The sequence below is a fragment of the Rhizobium oryziradicis genome (assembly GCF_001939045.1).
GTDB classification, from domain to species: Bacteria; Pseudomonadota; Alphaproteobacteria; order Rhizobiales; family Rhizobiaceae; genus Allorhizobium; species Allorhizobium oryziradicis.
Map to the genome: position 1 here is coordinate 97113 of NZ_MKIM01000026.1, position 20184 is coordinate 117296.

Annotated in this window: 20 protein-coding genes and 7 pseudogenes; 5 read left to right on the forward strand and 22 right to left on the reverse strand. The window is 55.8% G+C overall.

The window, feature by feature from the left end; genetic code table 11:
* Positions 1–2 precede the first annotated feature (2 nt).
* The 12 genes and pseudogenes from BJF95_RS10725 to BJF95_RS10780 all read right to left on the reverse strand — a co-directional run bounded on the left by BJF95_RS10725 (position 3) and on the right by BJF95_RS10780 (position 9190).
* A complete protein-coding gene (locus BJF95_RS10725; protein ID WP_075639470.1) occupies positions 3–1787 on the reverse strand; it encodes a gamma-glutamyltransferase family protein in 1785 nt (594 codons plus the stop codon).
* Positions 1788–1805: 18 nt separating this feature from the next.
* The gene (locus BJF95_RS10730) at positions 1806–2681 is read right to left on the reverse strand and encodes an ABC transporter permease (RefSeq protein ID WP_075639471.1); all 876 of its coding nucleotides are present in this window, start codon (positions 2679–2681) and stop codon (positions 1806–1808) included.
* Complete coding sequence (locus tag BJF95_RS10735) at positions 2678–3625, reverse strand: ABC transporter permease (RefSeq protein WP_075639472.1); 948 nt, start codon at positions 3623–3625, stop codon at positions 2678–2680. The genes BJF95_RS10730 and BJF95_RS10735 overlap by 4 nt, the downstream gene beginning before the upstream one ends.
* Before the next feature lie 63 nt (positions 3626–3688).
* The gene (locus BJF95_RS10740) at positions 3689–5200 is read right to left on the reverse strand and encodes an ABC transporter substrate-binding protein (protein ID WP_075639473.1); all 1512 of its coding nucleotides are present in this window, start codon (positions 5198–5200) and stop codon (positions 3689–3691) included.
* A gap of 98 nt (positions 5201–5298) precedes the next feature.
* Positions 5299–6036 carry a FadR/GntR family transcriptional regulator gene (locus BJF95_RS10745; protein WP_075639474.1) on the reverse strand — a complete coding sequence of 246 codons (738 nt, stop codon included), beginning with the start codon at positions 6034–6036 and terminating at the stop codon, positions 5299–5301.
* Between the two features lie 162 nt (positions 6037–6198).
* Positions 6199–6755, reverse strand: a pseudogene (locus tag BJF95_RS10750) (IS6 family transposase); the annotation flags it as partial.
* Positions 6756–6764: 9 nt separating this feature from the next.
* A pseudogene (locus BJF95_RS10755) lies at positions 6765–7031 on the reverse strand (tyrosine-type recombinase/integrase); the annotation flags it as partial.
* Positions 7030–7494, reverse strand: a pseudogene (locus BJF95_RS24375) (DUF4158 domain-containing protein). The pseudogenes BJF95_RS24375 and BJF95_RS10755, both read right to left, overlap by 2 nt.
* Before the next feature lie 35 nt (positions 7495–7529).
* Positions 7530–7700, reverse strand: a pseudogene (locus BJF95_RS24640) (hypothetical protein); the annotation flags it as partial.
* Positions 7701–7745: 45 nt separating this feature from the next.
* Complete coding sequence (locus BJF95_RS24645; RefSeq protein WP_245297292.1) at positions 7746–8135, reverse strand: recombinase family protein; 390 nt, start codon at positions 8133–8135, stop codon at positions 7746–7748.
* Between the two features lie 161 nt (positions 8136–8296).
* Positions 8297–8731, reverse strand: a complete 435-nt coding sequence (locus tag BJF95_RS10775) for a DMT family transporter (RefSeq protein ID WP_075639476.1) — start codon at positions 8729–8731, stop codon at positions 8297–8299.
* Between the two features lie 45 nt (positions 8732–8776).
* A complete protein-coding gene (locus tag BJF95_RS10780; RefSeq protein ID WP_075639477.1) occupies positions 8777–9190 on the reverse strand; it encodes a DMT family transporter in 414 nt (137 codons plus the stop codon).
* Positions 9191–9295: 105 nt separating this feature from the next.
* On the opposite strand from BJF95_RS10780, the pseudogene BJF95_RS10785 reads away from it, so the two are divergent.
* Positions 9296–10216: pseudogene (locus BJF95_RS10785) on the forward strand (aminotransferase-like domain-containing protein); the annotation flags it as partial.
* Positions 10217–10270: 54 nt separating this feature from the next.
* Positions 10271–10363 (forward strand): annotated as a pseudogene (locus BJF95_RS24385) (integrase core domain-containing protein); the annotation flags it as partial.
* Positions 10364–10392: 29 nt separating this feature from the next.
* Here BJF95_RS24385 and BJF95_RS10790 read toward each other — a convergent pair.
* The 6 genes and pseudogenes from BJF95_RS10790 to BJF95_RS24390 form a co-directional block, all read right to left on the reverse strand.
* Positions 10393–11034: an SMI1/KNR4 family protein gene (locus BJF95_RS10790; RefSeq protein WP_083638783.1), complete on the reverse strand. Its 642-nt coding sequence runs from the start codon at positions 11032–11034 to the stop codon at positions 10393–10395.
* Positions 11035–11148: 114 nt separating this feature from the next.
* A complete protein-coding gene (locus BJF95_RS10795) occupies positions 11149–12063 on the reverse strand; it encodes a hypothetical protein (RefSeq protein WP_075639480.1) in 915 nt (304 codons plus the stop codon).
* Between the two features lie 339 nt (positions 12064–12402).
* On the reverse strand, positions 12403–12849 hold the full coding sequence (locus tag BJF95_RS10800) for a hypothetical protein (RefSeq protein WP_075639481.1): 447 nt from the start codon (positions 12847–12849) through the stop codon (positions 12403–12405).
* Positions 12850–12978: 129 nt separating this feature from the next.
* Positions 12979–13152, reverse strand: a complete 174-nt coding sequence (locus BJF95_RS24045; RefSeq protein WP_175577239.1) for a hypothetical protein — start codon at positions 13150–13152, stop codon at positions 12979–12981.
* A 15-nt stretch (positions 13153–13167) separates the two neighbouring features.
* Entirely contained in the window at positions 13168–13470 is a 303-nt protein-coding gene (locus BJF95_RS10805; protein ID WP_075639482.1) for a hypothetical protein, read from the reverse strand.
* Positions 13471–13714: 244 nt separating this feature from the next.
* A pseudogene (locus BJF95_RS24390) lies at positions 13715–14272 on the reverse strand (contractile injection system protein, VgrG/Pvc8 family); the annotation flags it as partial.
* A gap of 269 nt (positions 14273–14541) precedes the next feature.
* Between BJF95_RS24390 and BJF95_RS10815 the strand changes: the two are divergent.
* The 3 genes from BJF95_RS10815 to BJF95_RS24650 all read left to right on the forward strand — a co-directional run bounded on the left by BJF95_RS10815 (position 14542) and on the right by BJF95_RS24650 (position 16312).
* Positions 14542–15258 (forward strand): IS6 family transposase, encoded by a 717-nt coding sequence (locus BJF95_RS10815; RefSeq protein ID WP_075639483.1) that lies wholly within the window; start codon positions 14542–14544, stop codon positions 15256–15258.
* 141 nt (positions 15259–15399) lie between these two features.
* Entirely contained in the window at positions 15400–16041 is a 642-nt protein-coding gene (locus tag BJF95_RS10820; RefSeq protein WP_075639484.1) for a hypothetical protein, read from the forward strand.
* Positions 16016–16312 carry a PAAR-like domain-containing protein gene (locus BJF95_RS24650; protein WP_425348691.1) on the forward strand — a complete coding sequence of 99 codons (297 nt, stop codon included), beginning with the start codon at positions 16016–16018 and terminating at the stop codon, positions 16310–16312. Before BJF95_RS10820 ends, BJF95_RS24650 begins: the two co-directional genes overlap by 26 nt.
* Before the next feature lie 28 nt (positions 16313–16340).
* On the opposite strand, the gene BJF95_RS10830 is transcribed toward BJF95_RS24650, so the two are convergent.
* The 4 genes from BJF95_RS10830 to BJF95_RS10850 form a co-directional block, all read right to left on the reverse strand.
* The gene (locus BJF95_RS10830) at positions 16341–17057 is read right to left on the reverse strand and encodes an IS6 family transposase (protein ID WP_075639486.1); all 717 of its coding nucleotides are present in this window, start codon (positions 17055–17057) and stop codon (positions 16341–16343) included.
* 396 nt (positions 17058–17453) lie between these two features.
* Complete coding sequence (locus BJF95_RS10840; protein WP_075639487.1) at positions 17454–18218, reverse strand: cyclase family protein; 765 nt, start codon at positions 18216–18218, stop codon at positions 17454–17456.
* Between the two features lie 20 nt (positions 18219–18238).
* On the reverse strand, positions 18239–19156 hold the full coding sequence (locus BJF95_RS10845) for an NAD-dependent epimerase/dehydratase family protein (RefSeq protein WP_075639488.1): 918 nt from the start codon (positions 19154–19156) through the stop codon (positions 18239–18241).
* The gene (locus BJF95_RS10850; RefSeq protein WP_075639489.1) at positions 19156–20133 is read right to left on the reverse strand and encodes a fumarylacetoacetate hydrolase family protein; all 978 of its coding nucleotides are present in this window, start codon (positions 20131–20133) and stop codon (positions 19156–19158) included. The genes BJF95_RS10845 and BJF95_RS10850 overlap by 1 nt, the downstream gene beginning before the upstream one ends.
* Positions 20134–20184 lie beyond the last annotated feature (51 nt).

Below are 20184 nucleotides of genomic sequence, written 5' to 3' on the forward strand. Positions count from 1 at the left end.
GCTCAGCGTCCTACGGCATAGGCTTGCATCAGGCGCGGCGTAGCAGCCGCACGCAGCAGACCATCGGCATCACGACGGGCGGCGGTCAGGCGACCGACACTCCAGTTTTCCGCAACCGTGACCTTGTGACCTCGGCGGCGCAGTTCGGCGATCGTGGTTTCGCCGAAACCGGCTTCCACCATGATGTGACCAGGCTCCGATGTGCGCGGATAGAAGGAGCCGGGGAAATGCGTGGTGTGAAACAGCGGCATGTCGATCGCCGCCTGCAGGTTCTTCCCATGGTGGGCATAGCGCAGGAAAAAGGGCAGTTGCCACTGGTCCTGCTGATCACCGCCCGGCGTACCGAAGGCAAGCGTCGGTCTGCCCTGGTAAAGCGCAAGCGAAGGGGTGAGCGTCGTGCGCGGACGTTTTCCCGGCTCCAGCGAGGTGGGAAGCCCCGGCTTGAGCCAGAACATCTGGGCGCGAGAATTGAGCGGAAAACCAAGGCCCGGAACGACCGGGGAGGACTGAAGCCAACCACCGGACGGCGTGGTGGAAACCATATTGCCCCAACGATCGATCACGTCGATATGGACGGTGTCGCCTTTCTTCTCCGAGAGATGCGCCATGGTCGGCTCATAGACGGCACCCTTGCCAGAAAACTCCGCCAGCATGGCCATGGTCTGATCACGCTGGTGCTCATAACCGGGCAGAACACCGGGACGGAGCTCGAACGATGCTTCCGCCCCAATCAGTTTCCGGCGTTCATCATTATAGGCGTCGGTCAGAAGCTGGCCGGTCGGGATCTGGCCGAATTCCGGATCGCCGTAATAGACCTCGCGGTCGGCGAAGGCGAGTTTCATGGCCTCGACAACATGGTGGACAAAATCCGGTCCAGCCGGGTCCATCGCCGTGAGATCAAAGCCCTTCAACAGCGCCAGCGACTGCAGCAGCACTGGTCCCTGGCCCCAGCCTGGCGTCTTGGCAACGGTCCAATCATGATAATCATAGGTCTGTGGCGCTTCGATCGTTGCCTGCCAGTTGGCCATATCATCAGCGGTCAGCACGGCCTTGTGCCTGGTTCCGCTGGCATCCATCACTTCTGCCGTGTCCAGATAGTTCTGGATCGCTTCGGCGACGAAGCCGCGATAGAAGGCATCGCGCGCCGCCTGAATCTGCTCGTCCCGACCGGATTTTGCTTCCGCTTCCGCGATGATGCGCTTCCAGGTTTCAGCCAAAACCGGATTGCGGAAATTCGAATGCGGCTCCGGAACAGCACCGCCAGGCAACCAGGTATCAAATGAGGTCGGCCATTCCTTTTGGAAGAAATCCTTCAGACCCTTGATCGTGGTGGAGACGCGGGGAAGCATGGGATGGCCATTTTCCGCGTAATAGATGGCTGGCTCCAGAACCTCACGCACCGACATGGTGCCGTATTCGCGGAGCATCAGCATCCAGCCATCGAAAGCGCCCGGAATGACGGTGGCCAGAAGGCCATCGCCTGGAATGAGCTTCAGGCCTTCGGACGTGTAGTGTTCGATGGTGGCACCTGCGGGGGCCGGCCCCTGCGCACAGATGACCTCCACCTTGTCCTTCTTGACGGAATAGATGACGGCCGGCATGTCGCCGCCCGGACCGCAGAGATGCGGCTCGACGATCTGCAGCACGAAGCCGGTGGCGACTGCGGCATCAAACGCATTGCCGCCCTTTTCCAGAATGCTCATGCCGACGGCAGACGCGATCCAATGGGTGGACGTAACGACGCCGAAGGTGCCGAGGATTTCAGGACGTGTGGTGAACTCAGTCATGGTTCTTGCCTTTGAAAATCATTGCTCGCGGGGGTCCAGCGCATCGCGCAGGCCGTCCCCCAGCAGATTGAATCCGATAACGACGAGGAAAATTGCAGCACCCGGCCACATCGCCATCCATGGTGCCTGGCTCAGGAAATTCTTCGCGACATTCAGCATCGACCCCCAGCTTGCCGCCGGTGGCTGCTGGCCGAGTCCCAGGAAGGAGAGGCTTGCCTCCGCGATGATCGCAGTCGCAACCGTCAGGGTCGCCTGCACGATGATCGGAGCGGTGACATTGGGCAGGATGTAGCGCCACATGATGTCGACATGCCCCAGGCCGACAGATCGCGCGCCTTCGACAAAATCCTCCTGCTTCACGGCCAGCACCTGTCCTCGCGTCAGCCGCACGAAGATCGGCATGGCACTGAGACCAATGGAGATCATCGCGTTGGTGAGACTGGGGCCGAGAAAGGCGGCCAGCGCAATCGCCATGATCAGGAATGGCATGGCGAGCAGGGCCTCCGTGACACGCGAGATCACCAGATCGACCCAGCCGCCGAAATAGCCCGCGAGGAGACCGAAGGGCACGCCGATGACGACGGCCAGAGTCACCGAGAAGATGCCAGCCATCAGCGAGGCCTGCGCCCCCCAGATCATGCGCGAAAGAATATCTCGACCGAGCTCATCGGTGCCAAACCAATGCGCCGCGGATGGTGCCTTGCGGATGGCGGACCAGCTGGTCGCGACGGGATCCGGGATCGGCAGGATCGGCGCGCAAACCGCAAGAATGACGAAGAAGCCAATGATGAAAAGCCCTGCAGTCGCACTGCGGCTGGCCTTCAGCTTGCGCCAGGCGCGATTGCTCTCGCGCTTTTCGGCAATGATCGGAGATGTTTGTTCGATCGCGGTCATAGGCTTGCCCTCAGACGCGGATTGAGCAGGACATAGAGAATGTCGGCAATCAGATTCATCAGGATGAAGCCCAGAGCCGTGCACATCACCACGCCCTGCACTACCGCGTAATCGCGGTTGAAGACGGCATCCACGATGAGCTTGCCAAAGCCGGGAATGGTAAAAATCTGTTCCGTCAGCACGGCACCGGCCAGCAATTCACCAAACAGCAGCGCACTCAAAGTCACGACCGGCAGCAGCGCATTGCGGAAGCTGTGTGAGAGCACGATGTCCTTCGGCGAGAGACCCTTGGCGCGGGCGGTGCGGATGTAATCAGCTGACAGCACACCCAGCATGGCCGAGCGGGTATGGCGCATCAATGTCGCTGCCAATGCATTGCCGAGAACGAAGGCCGGCATCACCATGGTCTGGAGCGACCGGACAGGATCAACAAAGATGGATTCGTAGCCGGATGCCGGCAGCCAGCCGAGTTTGACCGACACCAGCAGGATCAGCATGATCCCCAGCCAGAAATTCGGGACGGAGAGACCGGACAGGGCCAGAATGCTGGCGATATAGTCAATCACGGTATTCTTCTTTACGGCGGCGATGATGCCCGCCGGAATGCCGATCACGAAGGCGAAGAGCATTGCCATGACGGCAAGCTGGATCGTGACCGGCAGCTTCTCGGCGATCAGTTGCGTCACCGGCTGATTGGTGCGCAGCGAAATGCCGAGGTCTCCGGTGATGACACCGCCCAGCCACCGCACATATTGCAGCGGAATAGGGTCGTTCAGGTGATATTTTTCGCGCAGCAGTTCGAGCACAGCGGGATCACGCTCCTCACCTGCCATGGCAAGCACCGGATCGCCCGGCAGAAGCTTCTGCAGCGAAAAGACAAAGATCGAGATGATCAGCAGGGTCGGGATCGCGACCAGCAGACGTTTTCCGATATAGACAGGCATTCCACATCCTCATGCAAGCAGAGAGAGCCGCGGGCACTTTGGGTGCCCGCGGCGAGGCTGGTATCAGCCCTGCTTCTTGACGCCTTGCAGACGGATCATGCCATCGGGGTTTGCGACAAACCCCGTGACGCCCTTCTTCATCGCCCAGATCCAGGACTGATGGCCGAGGAAGATCATCGGCATATCGTCGTTCAGGATGACGGCTGCCGCGTCATATTTCTGCTTGCGCACGGCGTCGTCCGTCGAGGCACGCGCATCGTTCAGCAGCTTGTCGACCTCCGGGTTGCAATACTTCGTGTCGTTCAGGCCGCCCTTGCAGGTGAGGAACTGGTGGATGTTACCATCCGGATCGACGCGGCCAGACCAGTCGGAACGGCTCATCTGGTAATTGCCACGGGTCTGCTCATCGAGCAACGTCGCGAATTCTGTGGACTTCAGCGTCACATCGAAACCAGCTTCGGCCGCCATGGACTGGATGATCTGCATGGTCTGCTGCACAACCGGGCTGTTCGGGATCTGTATCTCGACCGGGACACGATCGAAGCCGGCAGCCTTAATCAATGCTTTGGCCTTTTCAACATCCCGGGCCGGAACGGGAATAGCCTTGTCATACCAGGGGCTGCTCGGCGGGAATGGTTGGTTGCCCGCAACGGCCGTCCCTTCGAAAACGATCTGCATCAGCGCTTCGCGGTCGATGGCCAAGGAAAAGGCCTGACGCAGGCGCTTGTCCTTGCCGATTGGGTTGTCGGCCTTCGGGCCATTTCCGACATTCACATAGATCGACAGGTTGCCGATGTTGACAACATCCGCATAGGTTAGCTTGGGGTTGGACTTGATGGCCGGGGCATCGGTCGGCGCAACGCGCTCGATGAAGTCGAGATCACCGGACTGCAGATTTGCAAGACGCACGGTGCTATCGGGGATCGGCAGATAGGTCACCTTGTCGATGAAGATCTGGTCCTTATTCCAGTAATCTTGAAACTTTTCGAGCACGATGCGATCCTGCTGCACACGTTCCACGAACTTGAAGGGCCCGGCGCAAACCGGCTTTGAACCAAAGTTTACTCCCAATTCCTTGGCGGCCTTGGGCGACACGATCATGCCGGCGCGGTCGGAAAGCTGCGCCAGCAGCGTCACGTCCGGCTTCTTCAGCGTGAACTTCACCTCCAGCGGACCCGTCGCCTCGACCTTGTCGACGGAGGCAAGCTCACTCTTGCGGCGGGATTCCGGTAGTGTCAGATTGCGCTGAATGGTGGCGACGACGGCTTCGGCGTCCATGGTGGTACCGTCCTGAAACTTCACGTTCGGACGCAGCTTCATCGTCAGAACCTTGCCGCCGTCCGACCAGGCCCATTCGGTCGCCAGTTGCGGGATGATCTTCAGGTCCGGCGAGACATCCACCAGCTTGTCGCACATGGCGGTGTAAACGATACGGCCGACGAAGGTACGTGACTGGGCGGGATCGAGCACATCGGCATCGTCCTGCAGGCCGATGCGCAGATCGACGGCACCCGCCTGAAAGGCTGTGAGGGCACCAAAGGCCAGAGCCGTGGTCCAGCTCAAAATTCGGTTCATGATCGTTCTCCTCTGATCGAACAGGTCAATTTTACTTCTTTCGTGCCAGCTTGTTTTCCGCCAGCTTGCATGTCGTCCGGTTGAAACCGGATCATCTGTCAGCCCACCTCGGGCAGAGCCTCAAGGCCAATTGCGTCTTGGTCCATGGAGGTGGCGCGGACCAGCCGCTCCTGCAGCATCAACAAATGTTGGCGCATGGCCTCACCCGCCTTGGCCGGATCGCGCGCCGCAATCGCCTCAATGATTCCTTCGTGCTGCGCATAGGTGATGCCCACTGACCCGCTGCTTCGCGCGCGCTCGCGGATGTTCTGCCAGGCTTCGTCCTGGCGGACGTGGTTGATCATGTCGAAAATGGCAAGAAACAGCTGGTTACGCGCGCTCTGCGCAATCTGACGATGAAGCGCACCATCCCAAAGCTCGCGTGCATCCGCATCGTCGCTTTCCATAATCTTGCGGGCAAGATCCCGCATACGAGCCAATTCCGCCGGTTTGGCGCGCAGTGCGGCGAGCTGGGCCAGCTGCGGTTCAATCCGTAGCCTGACTTCCATGATCTCCATGAAATCGGTGCCGGCGACAATGGCATCGACACTTCCGGACCATTCGCCCGGGCGCGAACCAATAAACGTGCCAGCGCCCTGTCGGCGCCAGATTTCTCCCTCGGCCTCAAGCACTTCCAAGGCACGGCGAATGGCGCGTCGCCCAATCCCCAATTGTTCAGAAAGGCTACGCTCAGTCGGCAGTTTTCCATCGGGGGCGACGCCGCCCGAGCGAAGAAGTTCTCGAAGCTTCTCCAGTGCGTAATTGGCATTGTCGGGAGGTACTGTAGTCTGAACCATTATCTTAACCAATTTCGAATTGGTTCGAATGTTGACCACCGCGAGCCTTCTGTCAACTAAATTATATGCAGGACAGCCGAATGCCTAAAAGAATGGCAGGGGAAATCGGGGCTTGCGGCAAAGATTTTCGTGGCCGCGATTATCCCTTAACCGGTATGTATTTTATACTTTGTTAACCTTTTGCAGTCGGAACAGGCGCGCAAGCAGATCGTTCTGGTCGTTGACGGTCCGGAAAAACCGAAGCCCTTCCTCAACCACAGCATCGCCTCGAAACCAGCGATGGTTCGCAGCACAGTGTTGAATGACTGGAAGCCACCGATCTTCGGCATGCTCTTCTTCAGCTGGAAGTGGTCGCTTTCGATACCTTCTTGGAGATGTTTGGTCACGCAATGCACAGGGTTAGGATGGAGAAGCCCCTAGTCAACCGACGTTTTGATCGTCAATGGAAAGGTATTGGCACCATCCGTGCCGATCTTATTCGGCGACAACAACGGCTCGTCCTTCAGCATCGTGTGGAAAAACCGCTTGGCGGCGGCGATGTCACGCTTTGCCGTCAGAAGGAAGTCGACTGGATTTCCGCACTTGTCGATGGCTCGGTAAAGGTAGCGCCATTTGCCGCGGATCTTTACGTAGGTCTCATCGATACGCACCGAGCCGCAATGTGGTCGCCGAAACTGACGCAACCGCTTCTCGATCATCGGTGCATAGACCAAAACCCAAGGTTTTCGTCACGGCAGAAGCCTTGCAGCTTTTCCGCTTCGTCTCGTTGCACTGTTATAATAACTGGACGCTTGCTGCACGGATCGATGCCGAGATTGCTCCATCGCCTCTGGCAGTGGAACGCCGCGATTGGCGGCTTCCGTAAGATATCCGGATCGCGAGCCATGCGAGGAAAATTCTCCGGGATCGAGCCCTGCCATAGCGACTCGTTGTTTGAGAATGTCATTGATCGCCTTCGGATCAAGTGCACGTTGGGAGACATTGTCCCAGCGATCAGCGGATTAGCAGCTCCGGCATAGGAACGACCAGCTTTCGTTCCTTTAGGGCTTCGATCACAGCCTTGGCGATCGGCGCACCTTGTTCAGGGGCCGCCGCCTCGCGTGCCGCCGCCGTAATCAGTTCATGATAATCGCTCGTCCGGACAGGTTGAAGCTCCAGTGCAGAGACGATCGCGCGCGCGTGCTCACGGCGCGTTTCCTCGCGCTGGGCATACAACGCGAACACCGCAGGATCGACGCCAAGCTGATCGGCGACAACCTAGACAATCGCTTGAGGTAGAACTTGGCCTGGCCGCAGCAGACAGCCCAGATCGCGCACCAGTGCAAGCTGGAGCGCGAACCCAAGCCGATTATGCGAACGGCGATGTTCCTTCGCGAAGGCAATATCCTCGGAACCCAGGGCATACGCGCCTAGGCATCTTCGTGAGCTTCGGGTGGTTCGAACAGAGCGGCGCGGGATTGTTCATCGAGGAACTCCATCGACCGCAGTTACCGTCAAACCGCCAGTTCGGGCGTGCCGATCTTGGCGGGACCTGTCCATCCTGTCCGCTTTAAAGTGTCGATCAACGTCGAGCGCGCCACCTTGAACGTCCGGCAGACGGATGCTTTGCTGGCACCAGCTTCCAAGGCAGCCAGAACCTGCTCGACCTTCTCCGCATCGATCGTCGGAGATCTCCCACCCTTACGTCCGCTTCGGCGAGCGGCGGCTAATCAAGCGTTGACCCGCTCCGTGATCAGCACCCTTTCATATTCAGCAAGGGAGCCGAAAAGATTGAACAGAAACGCGCCGCGTGAATTGGTAGTGTCGATCACCTCCGTCGGAGAGCGAAAGGCGACACCACGGTTCTTCAAATCCTCGACGATACGGATCAAGTGGAAGAGCGACCGACCTAACCGATCTATCTTCCAGACGACAAGGACATCACCTTCGCGCAATTCGCCGAGGCAGGCCTTCAGGCCCGGCCGATCATCACGCGCTCCGGAAGCGCGATCCTGATGGAGGTGGCGCTCATCGACCCCGGCCGTGAGCAAGGCATCCCGCTGCAAGGCAACCGACTGGCGCTCGTCACTACTCGATACCCGCATGTAACCGATCAACATGTGCGACAAACCTCAAATCAGGTGTTGTCGCACAGCGCCACATTCCGACAGGGTTCGTCGCGCAAAAAAGCGTCAGCTCGTGTCACCGATTTTGCACAGCGATCGCCCTATGCGGAAATCATCTGTTTTCCGTCACTGACCATCGAGACCCCGGACGTCCGTCATGCCCGCCGCGTCAACCAGACGCCAAATATGATGAGCACTCCAGAGATTAGGATACTAAGAGAAAATGCCTCGCCCAAAAAGGAAACGGCGATCAGGATGCCAACGATCGGCTGCAAAAATTGAATTGGAGCAATAGCCGCTGCACCGGCTTCACCCAAGGCGTAGAACCATAGCGCATAGCCGACGATCGTGACGAACAGCACCAAAAAAGCCAGTGCGGATAGCTCAAGGGTAGGGGATGCGGACCAGTCGAAACCGATTACCTCGGGGATTGTGAATGGCGCGAAGGCCAATGCTCCCAAGGCGATCGACCACGCGGTCGCCGGCCATTGACCCATTCGCGAAGAACTTCGCCCGCCATACACATAGCCGACGCTTGCGAACATAACCGAAAGCAAGACGAGTCCGTCTCCCAACAGCGTCGCGGACATTCCTAGCGCTACCGCCGGGCTGCGCGAATTCATCAGAATGATAATTCACGACAAGGAAACCACGCTGCCACCCCACCAGAGAACCTTTGGCCATCGGCCAGTTATCAGGAAACTGAGTAGGCCCGTGAATATCGGCGCGGAGGCGAGGATGACAGAGGCATGCGTTACCGATGTCTTCAGGACACCCATGCTGAGCAGAAGCGGATAGGCCATGAAGCCAAACAGTCCGCCGACAATAAGTTCGACCCGCTCTACCCATGTTGAAGGGAAGCGGTCGCGAAACCGCAGCAGGAGCGGCAGTAAAATAATGCCAGCCAGAAGAGAGCACAGTCCACCGATCAGTTCCGGGGGAATGCTACGTCCAGCCAAGGCCGTCGCGGCGGCTGAAGCTCCCCATATCGCCACCGCCGCAAAAGCCGCCGCGAGCGCGAGGGTCGTCGATCGAGAGCTGGTTTTCATTGGCGGGTTTCGCAACATGGTCGTTTTCGGTCTCGTGGACTTGATTGTCCGACTATGATCGCCAATATTGTCTGACTCAATTCAAACATTGTTTGGCAAGCAATAATGTCATGGATCCCGACGCTATCACCCATAGGATCGCGCTATCTCGCATTGGCGGAGGCAATCGAGCTTGCGATCGAGACAGGCGAGTTGAAAGTTGGTGATAGGCTGCCACCTTATCGCGATATTGCTTGGCGGCTGGGCCTCGACACTTCGACAGTGACCAAAGCCTATCGCGAAGCATCGCGCCGTCACCTGATACATGGTGAAGTTGGCAAAGGCACTTATGTTCTGGGTCGAAGCAGGGCTGCCGAGATTTTCGCGTCCCTTGCGGATGATCCGGCAATTTTTGATCTTTCTGTAAATGCTCCAGTCGCCATGGAAGGCAGCGGGTTTGCAGCAGCAGTAGAGCAAGCCATCAGGACATCTAACACAGACTGGAGAAGATATCCGTCCCAAAAGCTCATTCACCGGCTGCGGATCGCGGGTGCTCGCTGGCTGGAAACACGCGGAATATTGGCGCGGCCGGAAGAGGTTGTGCCGGTAGCCGGCGGGCAGGCCGCACTCGCAGCGATCCTCAATGTCCTCGATATCAAACGCCTCGGCATTGAGGAACAAACATATTCAGGCGTCGTGGCGCTGGCACAAGGCCGTGCGATGAAGGCCGTTGACTTGCGGATGGACGATGACGGCGTTCTGCCGAAAGCCTTGTCGGATGCGGCTGTCGATGCGGCAATACTGATACCGACACTGCACAATCCCAAAGGGAAAATCTGGCCCATGTCGCGGCGGCAGGAGCTGCTGACAGCGGCCTCCCGCAACGGGACGCTCATCATAGAAGATGACGCCTATGGCCCATTGGCAGACATACAGCCTATGGCCGCTATGCATTCCAACGCGCCAATCCTTTTCGTCTCGACGCTTTCCAAGACCGTAGCTGCCGGGCTCAGGACCGGTTTTGTCTGGGGCAAAGGCCAAATGGTCGAGAGGCTGAGTTCTGCCGTCTACGCGACAAGCTGGAGTATGGCTCCGCTCATAATGGAGGATTGGCGTAGAGACTATAACGAGTTCCGGCCACACAGCGCGATCGGCAACCCCGCCGACATGAGCCTTAACCCCGGAAAATTCTAGTTCTCTCTGGACCAAAATTGGGGGGCACTTCATTCCCCCTCAGTCTCATCATTAAGACCCTCAATAAGGTTTCGAACTTCCCTCAAAAGAAAATCGTCGAAGCTATCCGCTATTCTATCTTTTCCATGGGACACGCCGTTCCCAGGTGCCTCCCACACAGGCGCTTCGCCACGACCGTCTAATTCGCCACAGTCGATGAAATAGAACGGACCATAACCACTCGTTCCAATTCTGACCATTGATCCAGAGATTAGCCCCTCTGCCCTGTCTTTCTCTGTCGCAAAAACAATATTGCTCGCATTCTTACCTTCCAATCCGGAGTTACCGATGCCAGCAATATCAATCGACTCGACCTGCAAAAGACCCAGCTCAAGAAGCATCGTGCGATATGAATTAGGGAGCTGCACATTTAAGCGCTGTTCCAAACGCATAATGTCCTCATACGACGGGCACTTAACCGGAAGAGGGTCCAGTCCGTTTTCTTTCAAAAGCTTGAGTGCTTCTCGGTAGGCTTGCTCAGTCATGGTGCATTTCCCGGATGAATTTACAGCGAAATCGTCCACCTGCCTTGCGATATTTTCGTCGAGTTTACAATTGGCGATCCCACCGACCAACTTGTCATCGTCTAATCGCGGCATCACGCTCAAACTATCCGCTGAAAATGGCTTCATCGGCTAGCTCCGGTAGAAAGTTTCGCGCGTGATCGACGCAACTTTACTAACTATCAATAAGCGCCTGCATTTCGACCCTCCTCAGCTAGGAGTCAAAGTTATAATTAGAACCCGTTATACCTTCAAATCCAGTTTACCCGTTACCTTCGCGTAGAGCGGCAGAACCTTTTCAAGGATGTCGTCGCGTGGTACCGGAAACGGATGATGATACCGTCCCAACGGTGTTGCGTCGAAAAGAGGATGCTCAACATAGGGAATATCCAAGCCACGCTGTTCGCGGATACGGCAAGCGGCCAGAATCTCCACCGGGAATAGCCAATACTCCTCATCACGCACCGGATCGTAATCGTCTGTTCCGATCCCCATCACATGAAAATTGGCTGCCTCGATCAGCGCTTCGCCAAATACGCTCGCGCTCGGATCGAAAAGAGCTTTCAACAGCGGATGAAACCCTTCCAGTTGCTCATCTTTAGGCTCGAAGTCAAACACCTCGTCGCTCCCACGCCAGGCCTTGTAGAGCTTCACTGACAGCCACGGCAAATACTGAGGCAAGCTTTCCCATGAGATGCTTCCGTTCCCGTCTTCCTGCGCATCCCAGCGATCAAGCATCGTTTCGGCAAGACGATCGGCATGGTTCATCCAGCCAAATGAGAGCATCGTGGAGACAGTGGTGAAATCACGCATCGAAAACCGGTAGCCTGCTGGATCATCAGATTCCATAATGGCGTGGGCAGTTTCGTAATACCAGAATTTGTAGAGGCCCGATAACGATAGTTCCTCAGTGGGGTAGGTCGTATAGTTTAAGCTTTTGTCTTCAGCTAGCCTCAAATACCAAGAACTTATATCTCGGAAAGAACTAGGTATTAGTTTTTTTTGCGTTTGTTGATCGTTCAGAAACGGCTGTATTTTCTTTTCAATCGGTTTGGAAAATAAGTGATTTTTGTTAAATGGTTCAAGAACCCAATCACGGACATCCTCGCGCTCCGTTTTCAGAGTTTTCTCCGTTTTGAGACGTATATTGCTGTTCATTGATTTATCCGCATAGCTTCGAGCCATTAATGATCTGAAATTTGATTATTTACGGGCGTAGGTGGGCCTGTTGAGGGCGGACCTTGTATTGTTTTGTCTTTCGATTTGCGTTCCGCTCTTCGTGTCCGTTTTTTCTCCTTATTTTCACGCCACTTTTTATAGGCGGCATCATTTCGCTTCCAAGGTTCTGTGCCCTCCTCGGTGAATGTGCCATCGGCATTCTTTTTAAGCTTTATTTTTTGTATGCCACTGGTTCGCCAGCATCAATTCTATCAAGAAGAGATTCGGCATATTCTCTGTCTGAGAAACTAAGAGATTTATACGGCCCTTGTCCTGCGCTCATCTGTGACAATCGTGATCTAACGAAATCTTCGCCCCCAAAAGCTCATCGCCATACATGCGGTAATCACCGCGTGTAGAGGTTTTGATCTCGCTGGAAGTGAGGGGGTCATCTTTTACGTTATCGATGCCATTGCCTGAACCGTTTTGGAGAGACCGCCCGCCATATTTACCTTCGTAAAACTTCTCTCCCTCTTTGCCGTTGGCTAGGCTTTCTTTGCCTTTCTCCCGCTGCCTGTCTTTCTTGGCAGCGTCTGCATCCTGGACCGCTGCTGGCCCCTTGTCTGGATCCGGGCGTGTCGTGCCCTGATTATCCGACCCAAGAATACGCCGCTCAGCCTCATTGAACTCTGATTTTTCGACCTTCCCAAGTTCGAATACGCTGCCAGGCCGATCCTTGCGAAGGAGCGAAACAACGAACTTCTCACCTCTCTTTACTGCGGTCATTCCAACTCTGGCCGCAACCGCGCCAACGCCAGCTGTTACCGCAGCAATTGCCGCTATGACCGCATTTTCAAGAATGGCAAAGGCGAGGTCTATCCCAAATTTGCAGAGTGCAATTTTCCACTGTCCGCTTCAGCAAAGCTGCTTGATCTCCTCATATGTCTTTTTGGCGTAACTGACGATCTGGTCCTGTAAGGTGTTCCAATCGCGCTTAAAACGTTCACGGGCCTTCGCCCTTTCTGATTCGTTGAGCTTTTCGGCGCGTAGCTTGGCTGTTTGGTCGGCCATCTTGTCGCCGCCGATCATGGCGTGACGCTCAAATTATTCGCCAACAGCGAAATAACCGTCTAATAGACCGCCACCCCAACCGAGCGAAGCGTCGTTTGCCATATTGTTGGCTTTAGACAGAACGCTGCCAGTGTCCTTGAGCAGATCGGAAACGGCAGCCTTGATTTTTTCAACGGCTTGTTTTTGTTGCTCGGCACCGTAAATGCCAGCGATGACGCCGAGAAAATGCACCTGAGCGGCATATTGCCCTGCAACATCCATAGCGTGCGCAACACATTGGTTGTCACCAATATACTGGTCTGGAGCTTGCACATCAGGCGCTGGATGCGGTCCCATCTCAGCTCTGCCCGTCCAAGCCAAAATGAGACATGGCGAGCGACGCCACTGTCATGGACGGATAAGAAAGAATCGAACCAATGGAATTCGATACGGTCCTTGGTCCCAACGCAGATTCCGAAATGGCGGCCAAAGAGGAGGTTAGAGCGGACGTGTCGCCTCCATGGAGGCTTGTCGCCTTGGTAATGAGGTTTAGGACATTTGAGTTGATGTCGGTTGAGGCACCGGAGAACGAAAATGGCTCTTTTGTGCGCTCTACGCCCAAACTCGAAAAGAATGTCTCGCGATAGGTGTCGCGAATGCCTCGCCGCTCGTCTTCCTTGATGATGAACTCGCCATCTTCATATAACGGAGCAGAGGCTGCAGCCGGAATACCGTGTTCGGAAAACAATGTTTCCATCACCTGGAGGGCCGTCATATTCTGCCAGATGCGGCAATCAGACCGGCGAGACAGCAACCACATCTGCGGGCGAAGCGTCAGCGTATAGCTGCGAAGCCCGCGTGTGACCGGCGGGCCTTCGAATAAGTTGGTGACCAACCCATTGAACGGACGGCGCACGCCTTCCTCTCCAAACTCACCTTGCCGAATTTCCAACGGCACATCGACCAGCTTGCCAATCAGCTCTTCCGGCTTGACCGCCTCGCGCTTGGCCCGCACATTCAGGGTGATCTCAAACAGACGATTGACACCTTCATCCACCATCAATCGCTCTGGCAGCAATTGATCCTCACCCAGAGGCGAAGACACATTCAAAACACGACTGGCCTGAATGAAATCAGCGGATGAGAGTACGTCATCCATACGGAAAGCCCCCAAAATGTCGTTTTCAAAAAATCAAAAGATCGTATCGATGGTCACGGAATGCTCAGCGCAAAGCTACTAATGCCACGAAGCTAGGCATCATTCCTAAAAGGTCGAGGTCTGGGTTGTATCTTTTTGGAAGGTGGAGATTAGGCTTGCGGTAATGCATGCTTTGACCGGGCCTTATTAAGCGGACGGTCTCCTAGACCGACATCTGAGAGGCATCGTAACGTTAACGTGCTATCGATCAAAATGTGGGATCTTACTGCATGACCAGATCTCGGCGTGATCCCCTTTATCGTCGCCACCGGTTTCCCGCCGAGGTGATTGCCCATGCTGTTTGGCTGTATTTCCGGTTTCCGTTGAGCCTGCGGATGGTCGAGGATCTGCTGGCAACGCGTGGCATCATCGTCTCTCATCAAACCGTGCGGCTCTGGGCTGGGAAATTCGGCAGACACTTTGCCAATGACATCCGCAAACGATTTGCTGGCAAGCTCTGGGACAAATGGCATTTCGATGAGGTTGTCATCACCATCGGCGGAAGGAAACACTGGCTTTGGCGCGCCGTTGATCAGGATGGCTTTGTTCTCGACGTGCTGGCGCAAAGCCGCCGCAATGCCAAGGCGGCAGAGCGTTTGATGCGCAAGCTCCTGAAAGCCCAAGGCAGCGCGCCGCGTGTGATGATCACCGACAAACTACGATCCTATGACACTGCAAAGCGGGAGGTTATTCCCTGCGTTGAGCATCGTTCTCACAAAGGATTGAACAATCGGGCGGAAAACTCTCATCAGCCCGTCCGACGACGGGAGAGGATCATGAAGCGCTTCAAGTCAACACGACAGCTTCAGCGTTTCGTTTCCATCCATGACCCGGTCACCAACCTTTTTCACATTCCCCGCCACGATATTCCAACCAATCACCATCGCGAACTGCGAACAGCTGCCATGCAAGCATGGCACCAAATGGCGCGCCTTCACGCCGCATGAACTAATTTCTCATGCACAAATGTTGCGTTCAAGGCGGTAAGTTTACAGTGTCACGAGACCAAATGATTGGTCGCTCTAAAATGTTACGAATAACGCTGCAAAATCAAGTTAACGATTTACTTAAAAATCAAAGGTGAGACAATGGAACTGGATCTTCTTCTTTCTCGGATAAATTCCACAGTTCTATTAGAACACATTCCTTCATCGAATGGTTTTTCTTTTCGCGAAGATATTCTTCATAAGGATCCATCAGTCCGGAAAAAAGCATTTTTCGATTTATTGGACCAGGCTATGTTAAAAATGCCAACATCAAAAAACATAATAAAATCAATGTTTAATGATGCTTATTTAATTTCTATTTCTGAAAAATACTATTACATCTACGAAGGAAGCGACGATGGCGATGTGTTTTTCTACATATCAGGCGTTCCATTGCTGAAAAGGCAAATTTTAGGAAATGTCGATATTTTCTATCGTCATTTAGACGGATTCTGCGATCTCAATATGCAGGGCGGTATACTTCCTCTACATTTAATTAAACTTTTAGGCTCAGATGGTTATGATTATCTTGAAGAACCCTCAGCCAGCGTAGCGAATAGATTGCTTGGAGAGAACGTTCATATTTTCAATAGCGGCGGCAAAGGGCAAGGCTATTTGAATATAGAAAGTACCCATTCTACAAATCCAACAGCTCATGTGTTGTGGCTGGATGACGATGAACCAATGATTGGAATAGATTTTTGGGATCTCATGGATAATTGGACAGAGATCGCTATTACTTGAGCGTCGAAAATGCGATTACCGACCAAATTTGCACGCGACCTGCGCGGCGGTCAAGCGGCTCGATTCAACATTTTCAAAACCTTATGGCGATGAGTTTTGCACCGGCAAAGACGTAAAATCCGGCACGGTTGGCGATGTGGTAGAACCTGTCACATCCTCCGCCATCGTGCGTGCCAATGGCATCTCTGTGCAACGCCACACAGACCGCTGCACCCTCAACAATGGCAACTGCCCGGCGAATATGTCAGGCACTGTAAACTTACCGCCTTGAACGCAACATTTGTGCATGAGAAATTAGTTCATGCGGCGTGAAGGCGCGCCATTTGGTGCCATGCTTGCATGGCAGCTGTTCGCAGTTCGCGATGGTGATTGGTTGGAATATCGTGGCGGGGAATGTGAAAAAGGTTGGTGACCGGGTCATGGATGGAAACGAAACGCTGAAGCTGTCGTGTTGACTTGAAGCGCTTCATGATCCTCTCCCGTCGTCGGACGGGCTGATGAGAGTTTTCCGCCTGATTGTTCAATCCCTTGTGAGAACGATGCTCAACGCTGGGCATAACCTCCCGCTTTGCAGTATCATAGGATCGTCGTTTATTGGTGATCATCACACGCGGCGCGCGGCCTTGGGCTTTCAGGAGCTTGCGCTTCAAACGCTTTGCCGCCTTGGCATTGCGGCGGCTTTGCGCCAGCACGTCGAGGACAAAGCCATCCTGATCAACGGCGCGCCAAAGCCAGTGTTTCCTTCCACCGATGGTGATGACAACCTCATCGAAATGCCATTTGTCCCAGAGCTTGCCAGTAAATTGTTTGCGGATGTCATTGGCAAAGTGTCTGCCGAATTTCTCAGCCCAGAGCCGCACGGTTTGATGAGAGACGATGATGCCACGCGTTGCCAGCAGATCCTCGACCATCCGCAGGCTCAACGGAAACCGGAAATACAGCCAAACAGCATGGGCAATCACCTCGGCGGGAAACCGGTGGCGACGATAAAGGGGATCACGCCGAGATCTGGTCATGCAGTAAGATCCCACATTTTGATCGATAGCACGTTAACGTTACGATGCCCTTGTACCAGGCCGCGCTCGCCGCTGCGTGTCATAATCCTGTTTTGAAAGCCGTCGCACAACGACTGAAGGAGCGTGGGAAACAACACAAGCTCGTTATCGTCGCAGTCCCAAGAAGGCTCGTAACCATCGCAAACGCGATCCTCAAAAACAGATCCAAATGGAACCATCTAAGTCCAACTTAGACACAGTTGCTAGAGCTTCAGCTTTAGGCAAGAGTATTCAGAATCATCGACACGCTGCACAATATTTGGAGCGGGAAATTATCGCACGACGGTCAATACACCGTTGAACGCAAAAATCTGCGACAGGCCCAATTATGATGTCGTCCACCCGCTGTCCTTTTATCTATAGCATGGCGATCGCCCGGCACCATCCGGCTGATCCGCTTTTGATTTTGACCGGCAGGCAGGACACCGTGAAGCCGGAGGGGGGTAGCTCATCCAGCCGTGTCAGCTTTTCCATGTGCATGAAAATGCCGTCACGCCCCGCTTTGTGGCCTTCCCAGATAAGACCTGCATCTCGGGATTCGGCAAAGCGTTTTGCCGTGACAGGGAACGGTGCATCCCATGACCATGCGTCTGTGCCAGCGATGTGGATTCCCTGCGCCATGAGCCAAAGTGTCGCCTCGCGGCCAATACCGCAGCCGCGGCCAAGGAAGTCGGGCCGCCCATAGGCCGCACCGGCCGCCGTGTTGATCAACACGATGTCGTAGGGTTCCAGAGTACGACCTGTGGCTTTTACGGCCGCCTCAATGTCGGCGGCAGTCGCCACATAGCCATCGGGGAGTTCGCGCAGATCAAGCTTCACCCCCGGTCGGATACACCAGTCCAGCGGTACCTCGTCGATCGTCCAGGCACGCTCACCATTGTTCATGGTCGAGGCGAAGTGCCAGGGGGCGTCCAGATGCGTGCCAGCATGCGCTGTGAGGTGCAATTGCTCAACAGCCCAGCCTTCACCACCCGGCACGTCGTTAATATCGAGGCCGGGGAAAAAGCGGAGCACTTCTTCCGAGCCCTCCGCATGGTTTGTGTAGGTGATCCTCGGGCCGAGCCCCGGTGGATCGGCGGGAATGTCATTTTCAATGGCCACCGAAAGGTCGATGATCTTCATGGGCCAGTCTCCTGCATGGGTCAGTCTCCTGAAAGTGCGGCTTTCGCCAGTGTGTCGAGATCGGCATCAGCGCGGAAGCCGAGGGAAAGGGCTGGCGTGGCGTCGAGCGGCGGCATGGTGCCGAAAATGCGTTGCAGGTTGCTGTCATCGCCCCACCGAATAAGGGCCTGCTTGCCGGTTATGCGTTCGACCGCGTGACAGACCTCGTTCAGATTGGCATGCAGCACAGGCGGCTGGACGACCGTCGAAACGGGTTCTGCGAGGTTGGCGGCATGCAGCAGGATTGAGACCGCTACTTTTCTCGACATCCACCAGCAGGTGCTGGCGGCGGGAACGGGGCAATCATAGACATCACCAGCTGCGATGCGGTGGAAAATATGGCTCATGAAGGCCGAGCCGTGTCCGCTGTCGTTGACGAGGCGGGCGACAATGCCGGGAAACCGCAGGCTTATGGCCGAGAGCGCCCCGCGCCGTGTCATGTCGGAGAGGAGCGTCTCCATCATCAGCTTATGAGCGCCATAGGTGAGAAGCGGCCCAGGCGGTGTTTCCGCCGTCACGGTGCGCCCATTCAGGTTACCGTATACGGCAATCGATGAGGCAAAGACGAAGCGGGCACCCGGCCGCGTTGCGGCGGTTTTGCTGGCCAGAGCCAGAGGGGCCAGCAGATTGGCCTGATGGCCGAGATCCTGTTCCCGTTCGGCCAGACCGCCTGGAACACTTGCCAGATGAAAGACAAGATCAAAACCCGATGCCATCAGGTGTTCGAGAAACGCCTGATCGCCGAGATCACCGGTGATCGTTTCCAGACCGGACGGAGCCTGCCCGGCAAAGGAGCGATCCGTCAGCACCAATCGCTGGGCTGTCGGGTAGGCACCCGCAAGCACGGCGGCGAGCCCCCGTCCCAGAAATCCGTCGGCACCTGTGACCAGAATACGCATCACGCCCGCACCACGCTTTGATCAATGATCCCGAAGGGGGCGAAGCCATCGGGCATACGCGCCTCCATCCACACGCGGTCGCCCCACGTCAGGAAGGGCGTGCGCGCGGCTCCTTGGTCAAGAAGCTCGATCACGCGGATTTCCGATATGCAGGAAGAGCCTGCCGCCCGATCGGCATTGGAAACAGTGCCCGAGCCGATGATCGTGCCAGCGGTAAGCCGTCGGGTGCAGGCGCAATGAGCGATCAGTTCACTGAAGGAGAAATGCATTTCGTCACCACGGGCGCGCCCGACCTCACGAGCGTTGATCTCGACATGCAGGGAAAGCTTGACGCGTCCATTCTCCCAGTGTGCGCCAAGTTCATCCGGCGTGATTGCCACGGGCGCGAAGGCGGTGGAGGGCTTGGTTTGCAGGAAGCCGAAGCCGGCGCGCATTTCGCGCGGACCAAGCGCGCGCAACGACCAGTCGTTGATCTGCACCAGCAGGCGTATATGCGCTGTTGCCTGTTCAGCCGTGGTTCCCATCGGCACATCCGAGAGAATGACGCCGAATTCGCCTTCCATGTCGATGAACAGCGCGTCATCGGGAAATTCAACATCGGCGAGCGGGCCACGAAAGTCGTCACTGGCCCCTTGATAGATCAGCGGGATCGTCTCAAATTCCGGATTGGGTGGATTGTCAAAGGCCTTGTCCATCAGCCGCCCGTGATTGAGAAATGCCGATGCATCCAGCCATTGCGGCGCGCGCGGCAAGGGAGCCAGGCAACGATGCGGCTCGAAACGGGTCGCGAACGGTTCTTCGCCCGCGTTCAGTCGACCATACAGGCTGGCGAGAGGCTGAGAAACACGATCCCAGTCTTCGATGGCTGAGAGCAGAGAGGGGGCAATGCCGGTTGCTGGCATTGCCCGCGTCAGATCGCGAGAGACGACCCACAATTGGCCGTCGCGGCTTCCGTCATGGTAGGTTGCGAACTTCATGGGATCTTTCCTTGGTTCCATTCGAGGCCAGCCAGGCCTTGGGGACATTGC